The organism is Variovorax gossypii (genome assembly GCF_003965815.1).
GTDB classification, from domain to species: Bacteria; Pseudomonadota; Gammaproteobacteria; order Burkholderiales; family Burkholderiaceae_C; genus Variovorax; species Variovorax gossypii.
Genome location: NZ_RXOE01000002.1, coordinates 693,605 through 707,035, shown reverse-complemented (window position 1 = coordinate 707,035; position 13,431 = coordinate 693,605). Strand labels below are relative to the sequence as shown.

Here is a 13,431-nt window from a genome sequence, read left to right as displayed (position 1 = left end):
AGACAAGAAGCATGATCGAGACATTCCAACGCAGCCTGCCCAACGGCACCACCCTGAGTTGCCGCGCCGCCGGCCAGCCGGGCCGGCCGCTGATGGTGTTCCTCCACGGGTTCCCCGAGGCCGCGTTCATCTGGGACGAACTGCTCGAGTACTTCTCCGACCCGGCCCACGGCGGCTACCGCTGCGTGGCGCCCAACCTGCGCGGCTTCGAGAAATCCAGCTCGCCGACCGACGTGGCGGCCTACAAGGCGCACCTGCTGATCCAGGACATCCAGCAGCTCGCCGCCACCGAGAGCGCCGACGGCACCATGGCGGCGCTGGTCGCCCACGACTGGGGCGGCGCCTTCGGCTGGGGCTATGCGAATGCCTTCCCGCAGCAGGTCGGCAGGCTGGTCATCATCAATTCGCCGCACCCGGGCACCTTCACCCGGGAGCTGCGCAACAGCCCGGCGCAGCAGCAGGCAAGCGCCTACATGAACTTCCTCGCGCGCCCCGACGCGGAAGCGCTGCTCGCGGCCGACGACTTCAAGCGCATGTGGCCCTTCTTCCTGCTGATGAAGGCCGGCCCCGACGGCTTCGGCTGGCTCACCGAGGAAGTCAAGCAGAAATACCGCGAGGTCTGGAGCGCGGGTCTCACCGGCGCCTGCAATCTCTACCGCGTGACGCCGATGAAGCCGCCGCTGCCGGGCCAGACCATCGACGGCATTCCCGTGCTGCCACGCGAACGGCTGGTGGTGGAAGTACCGACCTTCGTGTTCTGGGCGCTCGACGACGCGGCCCTGCTGCCCGGCCTGCTCGAGGGACTGGAAGACTACGTGCCGAAGCTCGAGCTGAAGAAGGTGCCGAACGCGACCCACTGGATCGTGCACGAGCAGCCGCAACTGGTCGCGCGCGAGATCGAGGGTTTTCTGCAGCGCACCCCCTGAGGGCACGCTGCCGCAATCGAATCAGTAGATGGGCGGCTCGCCCTCGGGGCGAGTCTTGAAGCGGCGATGCACCCAGTAGTACTGGGACGGCATCGTGTCGATGTAGCCCTGCAGCCGCTCGTTCATGAGCGCCGTGTCGGCCTCGACGTCGTCGGTCGGAAAGTTCTGCCAGGTCGGCAGGATTTCGATCTCGTAGCCCTCGCGCGTGAGCTTCGCCACCACCGGCACCACCTTGGCCTTGCCCAGCCGCGCGAAGCGCGACAGCGATGGCACCGTGGCCGCCTGCACGCCGTAGAACGGCACGAAGATGGTCTGGTCGCGGCCGAAGTCCATGTCGGGCAGCAGGTACAGCAGGCCGCCCTTGCGCAGGCCCTGCAGCACCGGCTTGATGCCGTCCACCCGGTTGAGCGCCGCCACGTCGCCGAAGCGGGTGCGGCCCTCGCGGATCCAGGCGTCGATCATCGGGTCGCGCTGGGTCGTGTAGATGGTGGCCGAGGGGCGCGCGGTGTGCATCGTGAGCGCAGTCGCAGCCGCATCGAGGCCGTAGAAATGCGGCGCAAAAAGGATCATCGGCTCGTCGCCGTGGGCGATCTCGTCGATCTCCGAGGCCGCGCCGACGATCTTGAGCCGGCTAGCCACCGTCTTCTCGGGCGCGTGCCAGAGCCAGCCGCGGTCCAGCCACGACTGCGCCACGTAGACGAAGCTCTCGCGCGCGATCGCACGGCGCTCGGCTTCCGATTTCTCCGGAAAGCAGACTGCCAGATTGGTGTCGACCACGCGCCGCCGCGGCACTGCGATGGTGTGCAGGATGCGGCCGAGGAACGCACCGAAACCGCGCACCACGGGCAGCGGCAGCGGCGCGATCACTCGCATGAAGCCGATGCCGAGTCGGGATCCGAGGCTCATGCGGCTTCCCCTGCCGCGGCGACCACGCGCTCGGCGCGCGGCTCCTTGTAGCGGGCGTAGTCCCACACGTACTGGCCCGGCAGGCTGTGGATCAGCCGGCCGATGCCGTCGTTCATGGCGGCGGCGGCGTCCTCGATGGACGCGGAAGGGTCGGTCAGCGCCGTACCGACGATGGGCTCGAAGCGGATCACGTAGCCGGCCGCATTCGGCAGGCGTTCGCACACGCTGAGAAAGCAGGCCGCGCCGGTCTGTTGCGCAAGGCGGGGAAGCAGGGTCATGGTGTAGGCCGGGCGGCCCAGGAAAGGCGCCCAAACGCCCTGTCCCAGCGGCGGCACCTGGTCGGGCAGGATGCCGGTGTAGCCGCCGTTGCGCAGCGTGCGGATCAGGCCGCGCACGCCGGTGTTGTTGGTAGGCAGCGTCTGCAGGCCGGGCCGGTCGCGCGAACCGGCGGCGATCAGGTCGGCCATCCATTTCTTGCGCGCCGGACGGAACAGCGCGGTGATGGGCCCGTAGGTGGACAGAAAACGCTCGCCGATGGCCTGGCCGCACATCTCCCAGCTGCCGAGGTGCGGCGCGACCAGGATCACGCCCTTCTTCGCCTGCATGGCCGCCTCGAAGGCCTCGACGCCCTCCCAGCGCACCACGCGGTTCAGCACGGTCTGGCCCTGCGGGCGCAGCCAGAGCCAGGGGAGCTCGGAAGCCATCTTGCCGGCGGCGGCGATGGCGGGACGGTATTGGTCGGGGCCGAAGCCCGCGCTCTCGGCGTTGGCCTTGAAGCGGCGGCGATAGCCGGGCGCGCTCCACCAGACCAGCCAGCCCAGCAATGCACCGAGCCGATGCATCAGCGGCATCGGCACGCGGGCGAGCAGGCGGAACAGGGTGATCATCGAATACGGGAGGGGGTCAAAAAACGGACGCGCGCGCATGGTATTGCGCGGCTCGAATAGAATGCAAATTGTCGCCGAGTTACGGAACAACTTGCAGGGCGACAAACACAAGCGCAGCAGTGCGATTGTGCCGGGTCGAGAAATCGACATCTGCTAAAGCGTTCGCCAGAGCTCCGCAGAGTTGGCAACGCGCCAAGTCAAATCAAGGAGTTTTGAACAAATGGCGAACGACTTCCTCTTCACGTCCGAATCCGTATCCGAAGGCCACCCCGACAAGGTCGCAGACCAGATCTCGGATGCCATCCTGGACGCGATCTTCGAGCAGGACCCCCGCAGCCGCGTGGCCGCCGAGACGCTGACCAACACCGGTCTGGTCGTGCTAGCCGGCGAAATCACCACCAACGCGCACGTCGACTACATCCAGGTCGCGCGCGACACCATCAAGCGCATCGGCTACGACAACACCGAATACGGCATCGACTACAAGGGCTGCGCCGTGATGGTCTGCTACGACAAGCAGTCCAACGACATCGCCCAGGGCGTCGACCACGCATCGGACGACCACCTGAACACCGGCGCCGGCGACCAGGGCCTGATGTTCGGCTACGCCTGCGACGAAACGCCCGAGCTGATGCCCGCGCCGATCTACTACGCGCACCGCCTCGTCGAGCGCCAGGCGCAGCTGCGCAAGGACGGCCGCCTGCCCTTCCTGCGCCCCGACGCCAAGAGCCAGGTCACGATGCGCTACGTGGACGGCAAGCCCCACAGCATCGACACCGTGGTGCTCTCCACCCAGCACAGCCCCGACCAGAGCGAGACGCCCACCAAGATGAAGGCTTCGTTCAACGAAGCCATCATCGAGGAGATCATCAAGCCGGTGCTGCCCAAGGAGTGGCTCAAGGACACGCGCTACCTGATCAACCCGACCGGCCGCTTCGTCATCGGGGGCCCGCAGGGCGACTGCGGCCTCACCGGCCGCAAGATCATCGTCGACACCTACGGCGGCGCCTGCCCGCACGGCGGCGGCGCGTTCTCGGGCAAGGACCCGTCGAAGGTCGACCGCTCGGCCGCCTACGCCGCACGCTACGTGGCCAAGAACATCGTGGCCGCCGGCCTGGCGCGCCAGTGCCAGATCCAGGTGGCGTACGCCATCGGCGTGGCCCAGCCGATGAACATCACCGTGTACACGGAAGGCACCGGCGTGATCCCCGACGAGAAGATCGCCGAACTGGTGCGCGAGCATTTCGACCTGCGCCCGAAGGGCATCATCCAGATGCTCGACCTGCTGCGCCCGATCTACCAGAAGACCGCCGCCTACGGCCACTTCGGCCGCGAGGAGCCCGAGTTCACCTGGGAAGCGACCACGCAGGCCCCCGCACTGCGCGCAGCAGCCGGCCTCAAGTAAGCAAGCAGGAAAAGATGGTGGGGCTTCAGAAGCGGTAGGTGCCGCTCAGCCCCACCGTCCAGTTGCGGCCCGGCGCAGGCTCGTAATAGCGCGCATTGCCTTCGTTGACGATCACCGAGCCCACGTAGCGCCGGTCGAACAGGTTGTCGACACGCGCGAAGGCGTTGAACTCCCAGCGCTCCCATTTCTTCAGGTAGCCCGCATACACCGCCGCGACGGCATAGCCCGGCGCGCTCGCGGTGTTGACGTCGTTGGCCTGGATGCGACCCAGCGCGCGCATCTCGATGCCGGCACGCCAGCCCTCGGGCGGCACCCACCCCAACGACGCGAACAGCGATTGCCGCGCGATGCCCGGAATGCGGTTGCCCGCAGCCACCCTGTTCGCGGCCGCGCACGGGAACGGCGAGCAGAAGGCATCGCGGTAGGTCGCATCCAGCCAGGTGTAGGCCAGCTGGGTGCGCCAGTGGTTCGCGGTCTCGTGCTGCCAGCCCAGCTCGAAGCCGTTGCGCTTCGTGCGGCCGGCGTTCTGGAAAGTGGCGCGGCCGCCCACGTTGGTATCGGTGACGATCTCGTCGCGCGTGCGGGTCTGGAACAGCGCCGCCGTGAGCAGGCCGCCGGCGAGCCGCGCCTTGGCACCGACCTCGACACTGTCGTTCACCGAAGGCCGCAGCGCGAAGTTGAGTCCGCTCGCGCCATTGGCCCGGTAGGAGAGCTCGTTCAGCGTCGGCGTCTCGAAACCGCGCCCGATGGAGCCGTACAGCGCCAGGTCCGGCGTGGCCTGGTAGCGCAGCGAAGCCACCGGCAGGGTCTTGCTGTAACGCGCGCTGCCGCTGTCGTCGCGGTTGGTCCCGACGATGTAGCGGTCCTGCGAATTGAAGTGCACGCTGCTGCGGCGCACGCCGGCCTCCAGCGTCCAGCGCTCGGCAAGGCGCCAGGTGGCCTGCGCGTAGGGGTCGAGATTCCAGGCCTCGTTGAGCTCGTTGCGCCGCAGCCGCCCCTGCACGCCGAGCACCGGGGCGGAGACCGGGCCCAGGTAGTTCTCGTAGCCGCGGCGTTTTTCTCGCAGGCTGTCGTAACCCAGGCCCGCCACCACCTCGAGGGGCCTGCCGGCCAGCGTGAACGCGCCGTTCCAGCGCAGGTCCACGCCGCCGTACTGCCTCGACAGGTCGATCACCCCACCCGCGTGCAGCGGGTTCTGCTGCGCCGAGGGCGGAATCGACTGGAACTGCGTGGTCTTGCGCTGGCCGCCGTAGACCATGAGGCGCAGCCCCTGCGTGGCGTCGATGCGGTGTTCATAGAGCAGGCCGACCTGCGTCTGCTCGACCGTCTTGCGGGTGTCGTACTGCGTGGCCAGCGGTGCATTGCGCGGCGCCAGCGCGTACTGGTCGGCGGTGAGGCCCAGCGGGTCCTGCGCGTCGATGCGCACGCTGTTGAAGACCAGCGTGAGCCTGTCGCCGTTGTCCAGCGCGATGCCGAGCTTGCCGTTGGCGATGTCGCGCTTCGCGGCGCTGTGCTCGCGCCAGCCGTCGGTATGGAAACGACTCGCGTCGAGCAGGTAGTCCACCGCGCCCTGCGATCCGCTGACCTGCAGCGACTGCCGCCAGGTTCCGAAGCTGCCGCCCGCGAGCGAATACGACAGCCGGGGCGGTCCCTCGCCCGAAGCAGTGAAGGCCTGCACCACGCCGCCGGATGAATTGCCGTAGAGCGCGGAGAACGGTCCGCGCAGCACCTCGATGCGGTCGAGCGAGCCGATGTCGATGTTGGAGGTCTGGCCCTGCCCGTCGGGCAATGTCGCGGGAATGCCGTCGACGTAGAGCCGCACGCCGCGCACGCCGAAGGTGGAGCGCGCGCCGAAGCCGCGAATGGACAGCTGCAGGTCTTGCGCGTAGTTCAGCCGGTTCTGCACCTGCAGCCCCGGCACCGCGCCGAGGCCTTCCGAGAGATTGACCTGCAGGCGGCTGTCGCGCATCTCGTTGCCGTCCACACGGTCCACCGAGCCCGGCACGTTGAAAGGCGTCACCTCTCCTCGCGGCGTGGAAACGGTGATCTCGCGCAGGCTGCCGGCCGGCTCCTGCTGGGCTCGTGCAGCCATCGGAGCGACGAACAGCGACAGGAAGCCGACGACGACGGCGGAAGCAGCAGGCGCGAGGTTCATCGCGCAGATTCTGCTTCGGCACTCCGGCCGGGCGTGTCGCGGTGGCGCGACTCTCAGGGAAAACTACGATTCGCCGGAGCTCGCTAGGCCTTGCTGTCGGCCGGCTTCCTCCACCAGCCGTACCAGACGCACACCACGCACGGGATGCCGAGCGCGATCCAGGCCAGGATGTCGCCCAGCCCGCCGTCGCTGAAGAGCGCGGAGATCAGGCCGAAGGTCGTGAGCACGCCCAGCACGATCGGCCAGCCCCACATGCGCCAGAAGCCTTGATGGTGATGCTGGTGCTGCTTCATGCCTGCACCTTCATGGCCGGTGCCGGCTCGGGTTGGGCGGTGCCGCCGACGGGGGCGTGCTTCGGCACCTCATGCTCCTCTGTCTTCTTCGAGGCAGCCGGCACGGTGTTGCCCCGCTTGAGCCAGAGATACAGGCCGCTGCCCAGCACGATGATGGTCGCGATGTCGAGCAGCGCCCAGATGATCTGCATCGGCATGCCGCCGTAGTCGCCGAAGTGCAGCGGCTGCGACACCAGCAGCGCCCAGAGGTACCAGGGCAGCTTGGGCGAAGCGGTCACCTCGGCCGTCTTGGCGTCGACCAGCACCGGCTGCAGGAGCTTCGACGTGAAGGGCTCGTTGCCGCGCAGGAAGAAGGTCGTGTGGTGCGGACTCGAGAACGAGGTGCCCGGGAACGCGATGAAAGACAGCTTCATGCCGGGCGCGGCCTGCAGCGCAACATCCATCGAACGCTGCACGGAGGCGCGCTCGTTCACCGCGACGACGGGCTCGTTCTTGTACGGCGTCAGCAGCGCACTGAGCTGATCGTATTGCCAGTACTTGATGACCAAGTCGGCCCACGTGTTGATCATGCCGGTGGCCCCCACCACGAACACCCACACCAGCGTGACGATGCCCAGCAGGTTGTGCAGGTCGAGCCACTTCAGGCGTGGCCGCTTCTCGCGCCGCACCGTGCCGAAGTCGAGCTTGCGCATGAAGGGCGAATACAGCACCACGCCCGAAACGACGGCCACCAGCAGCAGCAGGCCCATGAAGCCGAGGAAGAGCTTGCCCGGCAGCCCCGCGAAGAGATCGACGTGGAGCTTGAACATCACGTACATGAAGCCCTCGTCGAACTTCGGCTGCGCGAGCACCGCGCCCGTGCGCGCGTCGACCGCGACCGACTTGAAGTCGTCCGTGGGCTCCGGCGTGGGCGTGAGCGTGACGAACCAGAGGCCGTCGTCGTCCTCGGGCTGCGAGGCGAACTGCACAACCCGGTCGGGATGCTTGGCCTTCGCCACTTCCAGCACGCGGTCGAGGCTGACGCGCGGCGTGTCCGCCGGCATCTTCGGCGCCTCGACCTCGGTGCCCAGCAGATGGCCGATCTCGTGGTGGAAGATCAGCGGCAGGCCAGTGATGCACAGCAGCAGCATGAACACCGTGCACACGAGGCTGCTCCACTTGTGCACCCAGGCCCAGGTCTTGATCTTTCGGCTGTTCATGTCGTGGCTGCTCTATCGAAGGAAAAGATTCTAGAAACGGTAGGTCGCGCTGGCGACGATGTTGCGGCGCGCGCCGTACCAGCAGTCGCCGCGCGACAGGCAGGTGCTGAAGTAGACCTTGTCCGTCACGTTGTTGATGTTGAGCGCATAGCGCCAGGCGGCGGTCTCGTAGGCGAACACGAGGTCGGCCAGCGCGACGCCCGGAATGCGCGGGCCCACGCCCGACTGCATGTCGCGGAACGAGCTCATCATGCGCACGCCGGCGCCTGCCGAGAAGCCGTTCACGCCGCCGATCGAGAACTTGTACTTGGCCCAGACGCTCGCCTGATGCTTGGGCAGACCCTCGATCAGCGCGTCGGCGTCGGTGTAGTTGTAGTGGGCGACGAGGTCGAGGTTCGGGCCGATCGACCCCTTGGCCTCCAGCTCGACGCCGCGGGTCTTGGTCTGGCCGAGCTGCGTGAACACCTTGGGCTGCGGTTCGGCGATCTGGTTCTTCTCGCGCAGGTCGTACACGGCGGCGCTGAATGCCACGGCACGGTCCTTGGGCTCGTACTTCACGCCCACTTCCCATTGCTCGCCGCGCAGCGGCTTGAAGATGCGGCCTTCGCGCGCGGACTGCGGCGTGAACGACTCGCTGTAGCTCACGTACGGCGACCAGCCCGAAGGCGAGGCGTACATCACGCCGAACCGCTTGGTGGTGGCGCTGCTCGTGTCCGACTCGCTGCCCGCGGCGCTGGAGACGGCCCTGTCGTGCCGCAGGCCCGCCACGAAGATCCAGTTGTCGAGCTTGATCTGGTCCTGCAGATACACGCCCGTCTGGCGTTGGCGAGTGCGCGGCCGCGCGTCGCGCACCGGCTCGTCGAGATGGCCGTATACCGGCGCGTAGACGTCGATGGTGTCGTAGGTGGTGCCGACCCAGACGTTCTCGCGCTGGCGCGCGAAATCCGCACCCACGAGCAGCGTGTGCTTGAGGGCTCCGGTCTGGAAGTGACCCTCGACGTGGTTGTCGAGCGTCTGCGTGCGGTTGCGCGTGAGCGAGCTGTCGTAGTAGCGGCCCAGCACGCGCTTGAAGATCGGGTCGGTGGCGTCCCAGCTCTCGGCCCCCGAGAACGCGGCGCCATAGTGATAGCGGTTGTCGTTTTCGTTGCGCGCGTAGCGGAAGTTCTGGCGGAAGGTCCAGCTGTCGTTGAACTTGTGCTCGAACTGCCAGCCGAAGGTCTTGCGCTCGCTGTCGTAGTAGTCACCCGGCTCGCCGATGAAGCGGCTGCTCGGCAGGCGCCCGTTCGGGTTCGGCAGCAGGGTGCCCTGCCACGGCAGGAACTGCGAGCTGCTGCCGCTCTTGTCCTTCTGCCACAGACCCTGAAGCGTCAGCGAAGTCATGGCGTTGGGCCGCCAGATCAGCGACGGCGCGATCACGCTGCGGTCGTCGGGGACGTAGTCGACCTGCGTGTCGGACTTGCGCTGCAAGGCGATCAGCCGGTACGACAGGGAGCCATCGGCATTGAGCGGGCCGGTGAGGTCGGCCTGGATCTGCTTGCGGCCGAAGCTGCCGAACTGCACGCCCACCTCGCGCTGGGCCTCCTGCAGCGGCCGCTTGCTGACCATGTTGACCACGCCGGCGGCCGTGCCGGCGCCGAACAGCATGCCCGAGGGGCCGCGCAGCACCTCGAGGCGCTCGAGCGTGTAGGGCTCGGTGCGGGTCGTGCTGGTGTAGTAGCCATAGGCCTGGCGCAGACCATCGAGGTAGACGTCGGGGGTGGCGCCTCGTATCCGCACGGAGTCGGTGCGGGAGTCGAGCCCGTAGGCGTCGGAGCGCACGCCGGCCGCGTAGTTGAGCGCGTCCTGCAGATTGGTGGCGCCCTGGTCGACCATCTGGTCGCGCGTGATGACGGTCACGGCCTGGGGCGTCTCGGACAGCGGCGTGTCGGTCTTGGTGGCGGTGACCGCGTTCTTCGCGCGGTAGCCGATCACCGGAGTGGTGGCCGTCTCGGCCTCGGCATTCGCGTCGACCCGCACTTCCGGCAGCGAGACTGCATTCGTCGTCTGGGCCAGCACCTGATGCTGCGTGTAGATCGCCAGGCATCCCGCCAGCACCGATGCAGCCTTGCGCCGCGCCACCAAACTCTTCATCCCGCTCCACTCCATTGAAATTAATAAGAACGATTCGCATTTTAGGCGTGACAAATTTCCGCTTCCGCGAATCACCGCCCTCGCCGAAGGGCGTTGCGTTGCGAAATTGCGTCTTCGCGCCCGAGGTGAACCGGCTACGATGCCGCCCGCACGCTCCCCCTGCGTTGGCAGCCCTCATGCTCAAGCTCATTGCCCTCCTGTTTCCCGCGTTTCGCGGTCCGGCTTTGCGGCTGATGGCCCTCCTGGCTGCTGCTGCGCTCACCGGCTGCGCCGGCCTTCCGCCGCGAACGCCCGAACCGCCCACCCTGGCCATCGCGGCCTCGCCGGCCACCGAGCTCGGCCGTGCGGCCATCAGCCTCAACTCCCCGCCCGACGGCCTGACCAGCATGCGCCCGCTGATCGAGGCCTCCTTCGCGCTCGACGCCCGGCTGGAGCTGATGCGGCGCGCCAGGTCGTCGCTCGACATCCAGACCTATCAGCTGGGCAACGACAAGACCGGCCGCCTGCTACTGCGCGAAATGCGCAACGCCGCCCGCCGCGGCGTGCGCGTGCGGCTGCTGCTCGACGACTTCTACACGGCCGGCATGGACCGCCTGCTGCTCGGCCTGGCCGCCGAGCCCAACGCCGAGGTGCGGCTCTTCAACCCCTTCGTGAATGCGCGCGACCACTCCTCGGGCCGATGGCTGGAGTTCTTCTCCGACTTCCGGCGCCTCAACCACCGCATGCACAACAAGCTGTTCGTGGCCGACGGCGCCATGGCCATCGCGGGCGGGCGCAACCTCGCGGACGAATACTTCCTGCGCAGCGAAAGCGCGAACTTCATCGACTTCGAGCTGCTGCTGGCCGGCCCGGTGGTGCCCGAGTCCGCCGCCATCTTCGACACCTACTGGAACAGCGACGTGGTCTACCCCCTGCAGCGGGTGGCCAGCACCAGCCGCTCGCCGCAGGCGCTGAAGGACGACTTCGAGGAATCGACCTCCCCCGCCCACGCGCCCGCGCCCGACCCGCTGCCCGTCACCGACCTGCTCGGCGACCCGCCCCTGGCCACCCAGCTCGCCGACATCGACGAAGCCAAGTGGATGCGCGCCGAGGCCCATGCCTCCGCCGACAGCCCCAACAAGGCATTGGGCGTGATGACGCACCCCGTGCCGTCGCTGGCGCAGCGCTTCCACCAGATGCTGGCCACCGCGCAATCGAACGCGGTGGTGATCTCGCCCTACTTCATTCCCGGCGACGAAGGCATGGAGCGCATCCGGATGGGCCGCGAGCACGGCGTGAACATCACCGTCATCACCAACTCGCTGGCCGACAGCGACGAGCCGCTGGTCAACATCAACTACAACCGCTACCGCGTCGATATGCTCAAGCTGGGCGTGAACCTGTACGAAGTGAGCACGCAGCAGCTCAAGCGCAGCGACCAGTTCCGCACCCTGCTCAAGAAGGCGCGCGGCCGCCTGCACGCCAAGCTCGCGCTGGTCGACCGGCAGTGGGTGCTGCTCGGCTCGATGAACCTCGACCCGCGCTCCGCGCGGCTGAACACCGAGTTCGGCGTGCAGGTGCGCAGCTTCGACCTGACGCAGGCGCTGCTCTTCGCCTACCAGCTCGACGACATCGAGGGCGTCTACCGCGTCACGCTCAAGCCCGACGGCCAGAACGTGCAATGGGTAGGCACCGGCGACGTCAACAACGAAGTGCTAGACAGCGAACCCGATTCGAGCATGCTGACGCGGCTGCAGCTGCTGCTGTTCTCGTGGTTCGTGCCGACGGACCAGCTCTAGCCGGCCCGGCGGCTCAGAGCAGCCGCTGCAAGAGCCTGTAGCCCTCCGGCCAGTCGCCAAGTCCGCTCGCGCCGTTGATGTGCCCGCGCGCACCCACCTCGACGAATTCGCTGCCCCAAGCGTTTGCGCGCTCCCTGGCGTAGGCCGCGCTACCGTACGGGTCGTCGCTGCTGGCGACCACGATGCTCGGAAACGGCAGCCGTGCGGACGGCAACGGCTCGAACCCCAGCGAAGTCTCCGCGGGATAGGCAGCGGCCCTGGGGTCGGGAACGGCGACGAGCAAGGCGCCGCCGATGCGCGGCGAACACCGCGCCGCCCAGTGCGCGACGGCCAGGCAGCCCAGGCTGTGCGCGACGACCACCAGATCGCCGCCCATCGCGCCTGCCTGCCGGTCCAGCGCCGAGACCCATTCGTCGCAGACCGCAAGCTCCCAGTCGTCGACCTGCAACCGACGCCATTCGGGCCGGGTCGACTGCCAGATGCTCTGCCAGTGCGCAGCGCCCGAATTGCCGTGCCCCGGCACGATGAAGGCTGGATTTCCCATTCGCTGGACTTTCTCTCTGAACGATGCGAGCCAGTCTATGAAGCAGGGCTGCCCGGGCGGAATGGCAAGGCATTCGAAGGCGCCTGTGAAAACCTTCAAGTCATCGGCCGGGCAGCCTGAAGTTCGAACGCACGGTCGGCGGCTACACGACCACCACCAGCTTGCCCGCCGCGCCGTTGCTCTCCATCTTCCTGTGAGCCTCGACGATCTCGTCGAAGCCGTACACATGGTCGATGGGCACGCCGAACTTGCCTGCGCTCACGCCGTCCAGATAGCCCTGGAGCACCGGCGCCGGCAGGTCGGAAGCATCGCCGGAATATGCGCAAAGCCGTACGAGGTTCTTCAGGTAGCCGATCGGATAGAAATCCTTCACCAGCCACTCGTTCGACAGCATCCCGGTGAAGCAGACAACGCCCCTGGGCCGGACCGCGCGCAAGGTGTCGGGCAGCGCTGGCGTACCGACCAGTTCCAGCGCGAGATCGACGCCGCCCGGCATGATCCTGCGGACCTGCGAAGCCACGTCGCCGTCGTCGACGATCGCGTGGTCGACTCCGGCGGCCGTGAGCGCCTCCCGCTTCCCGGGACTGCGCGTTGTCGAAAAGACGAGCAGGCCGCGCTGCTTCGCCAGAATGGCGGTGGCGAGTCCGACCGACGAGGTTCCGCCCCGCACCAGGATCGACTGGCCGGGCTGCGCATCGAGCGCGCCGACCAGCGAGCCGTAGGCCGTCTGCAGCATCTCGGGCACGGCGCCGAGCGTGCTCCAGGGAAGCTCGCTCCTGAACGGAATCACCTGGCTCGCGGGCACGCAGGTGTACTCCGCATAGCCGCCGTCGTACGTGCGCCCCATGTTCCCCATCATCGCGAACACCTGCTGGCCAACCTCGAACTCGCCTCCGGGGCACGCAGCGACCTGCCCGCAGGCCTCGATGCCGGGCACGCGGGGAAAGGTCACGCCCTCCGCCAGCCCCAGCCGCGTATGAAGCTCCGACCGGTTGAGCCCGAATGCGCGGACCTTGATGAGCACCTGCCCCTCCAGCGGCACCGGCACGGGCAGTTCGCGATAGCGCAGCGCCTCGGGCGGGCCTGGCGCATCCAGCACGATGGCCCGCATGGTCCTTTTCGCGGATTCGCTCATGGTGTTCTCCAGCAGTGATGGGGTGGACGCCGGCGCGCTGCCGCGCATCTTAAAAAGTTACTAATAATCCCTG

General features: G+C 67.6%; 11 protein-coding genes. 3 read left to right on the top strand and 8 right to left on the bottom strand.

Translation table 11 applies throughout. From position 1 onward, the window contains the following. Nucleotides 1–11 precede the first annotated feature (11 nt). Nucleotides 12–926, top strand: coding sequence for an alpha/beta fold hydrolase (locus tag EJP69_RS10910; protein ID WP_126470050.1), 915 nt, complete (start codon nt 12–14; stop codon nt 924–926). Between the two features lie 21 nt (nt 927–947). Here the strand turns inward: EJP69_RS10910 and EJP69_RS10905 are convergent, their stop codons facing one another. After that, the gene (locus EJP69_RS10905) at nt 948–1,832 is read right to left on the bottom strand and encodes an LpxL/LpxP family acyltransferase (RefSeq protein WP_126470048.1); all 885 of its coding nucleotides are present in this window, start codon (nt 1,830–1,832) and stop codon (nt 948–950) included. Next, nucleotides 1,829–2,719, bottom strand: coding sequence for a lysophospholipid acyltransferase family protein (locus EJP69_RS10900; protein WP_093196432.1), 891 nt, complete (start codon nt 2,717–2,719; stop codon nt 1,829–1,831). The genes EJP69_RS10905 and EJP69_RS10900 overlap by 4 nt, the downstream gene beginning before the upstream one ends. Before the next feature lie 220 nt (nt 2,720–2,939). Here EJP69_RS10900 and metK point away from each other — a divergent pair, with 220 nt between their 5' ends. Next, a complete protein-coding gene (metK, locus tag EJP69_RS10895; protein ID WP_126470046.1) occupies nt 2,940–4,124 on the top strand; it encodes a methionine adenosyltransferase in 1,185 nt (394 codons plus the stop codon). A 25-nt stretch (nt 4,125–4,149) separates the two neighbouring features. Here metK and EJP69_RS10890 read toward each other — a convergent pair whose 3' ends face one another. The 4 genes from EJP69_RS10890 to EJP69_RS10875 all read right to left on the bottom strand — a co-directional run bounded on the left by EJP69_RS10890 (nt 4,150) and on the right by EJP69_RS10875 (nt 9,901). Further along, entirely contained in the window at nt 4,150–6,279 is a 2,130-nt protein-coding gene (locus EJP69_RS10890; protein ID WP_126470044.1) for a TonB-dependent receptor, read from the bottom strand. An 83-nt stretch (nt 6,280–6,362) separates the two neighbouring features. Further along, nucleotides 6,363–6,572, bottom strand: coding sequence for a hypothetical protein (locus tag EJP69_RS10885; protein ID WP_093196438.1), 210 nt, complete (start codon nt 6,570–6,572; stop codon nt 6,363–6,365). Next, entirely contained in the window at nt 6,569–7,771 is a 1,203-nt protein-coding gene (locus tag EJP69_RS10880) for a PepSY-associated TM helix domain-containing protein (protein WP_093196440.1), read from the bottom strand. The genes EJP69_RS10885 and EJP69_RS10880 overlap by 4 nt, the downstream gene beginning before the upstream one ends. 30 nt (nt 7,772–7,801) lie before the next feature. Next, nucleotides 7,802–9,901, bottom strand: a complete 2,100-nt coding sequence (locus tag EJP69_RS10875; protein WP_126470042.1) for a TonB-dependent siderophore receptor — start codon at nt 9,899–9,901, stop codon at nt 7,802–7,804. A gap of 176 nt (nt 9,902–10,077) precedes the next feature. Between EJP69_RS10875 and EJP69_RS10870 the strand changes: the two genes are divergently transcribed. Beyond that, nucleotides 10,078–11,679, top strand: coding sequence for a phospholipase D family protein (locus tag EJP69_RS10870; protein ID WP_126470040.1), 1,602 nt, complete (start codon nt 10,078–10,080; stop codon nt 11,677–11,679). Between the two features lie 13 nt (nt 11,680–11,692). Here EJP69_RS10870 and EJP69_RS10865 read toward each other — a convergent pair whose 3' ends face one another. Both EJP69_RS10865 and EJP69_RS10860 read right to left on the bottom strand, forming a co-directional pair. Continuing rightward, nucleotides 11,693–12,223 carry an RBBP9/YdeN family alpha/beta hydrolase gene (locus EJP69_RS10865; RefSeq protein ID WP_126470038.1) on the bottom strand — a complete coding sequence of 177 codons (531 nt, stop codon included), beginning with the start codon at nt 12,221–12,223 and terminating at the stop codon, nt 11,693–11,695. A 142-nt stretch (nt 12,224–12,365) separates the two neighbouring features. Continuing rightward, nucleotides 12,366–13,358 (bottom strand): zinc-binding alcohol dehydrogenase family protein, encoded by a 993-nt coding sequence (locus EJP69_RS10860; protein WP_206169315.1) that lies wholly within the window; start codon nt 13,356–13,358, stop codon nt 12,366–12,368. Between the last annotated feature and the right edge of the window lie 73 nt (nt 13,359–13,431).

What these genes read in the sequence shown, in the direction of transcription:
- EJP69_RS10910 (WP_126470050.1), top strand. Translation starts at nt 12, where the DNA reads ATGATCGAGACATTCCAACGCAGCCTGCCCAACGGCACCACCCTGAGT.
- EJP69_RS10905 (WP_126470048.1), bottom strand. Translation starts at nt 1,832, where the DNA reads ATGAGCCTCGGATCCCGACTCGGCATCGGCTTCATGCGAGTGATCGCG.
- EJP69_RS10900 (WP_093196432.1), bottom strand. Translation starts at nt 2,719, where the DNA reads ATGATCACCCTGTTCCGCCTGCTCGCCCGCGTGCCGATGCCGCTGATG.
- metK (WP_126470046.1), top strand. Translation starts at nt 2,940, where the DNA reads ATGGCGAACGACTTCCTCTTCACGTCCGAATCCGTATCCGAAGGCCAC.
- EJP69_RS10890 (WP_126470044.1), bottom strand. Translation starts at nt 6,279, where the DNA reads ATGAACCTCGCGCCTGCTGCTTCCGCCGTCGTCGTCGGCTTCCTGTCG.
- EJP69_RS10885 (WP_093196438.1), bottom strand. Translation starts at nt 6,572, where the DNA reads ATGAAGCAGCACCAGCATCACCATCAAGGCTTCTGGCGCATGTGGGGC.
- EJP69_RS10880 (WP_093196440.1), bottom strand. Translation starts at nt 7,771, where the DNA reads ATGAACAGCCGAAAGATCAAGACCTGGGCCTGGGTGCACAAGTGGAGC.
- EJP69_RS10875 (WP_126470042.1), bottom strand. Translation starts at nt 9,901, where the DNA reads ATGAAGAGTTTGGTGGCGCGGCGCAAGGCTGCATCGGTGCTGGCGGGA.
- EJP69_RS10870 (WP_126470040.1), top strand. Translation starts at nt 10,078, where the DNA reads ATGCTCAAGCTCATTGCCCTCCTGTTTCCCGCGTTTCGCGGTCCGGCT.
- EJP69_RS10865 (WP_126470038.1), bottom strand. Translation starts at nt 12,223, where the DNA reads ATGGGAAATCCAGCCTTCATCGTGCCGGGGCACGGCAATTCGGGCGCT.
- EJP69_RS10860 (WP_206169315.1), bottom strand. Translation starts at nt 13,358, where the DNA reads ATGAGCGAATCCGCGAAAAGGACCATGCGGGCCATCGTGCTGGATGCG.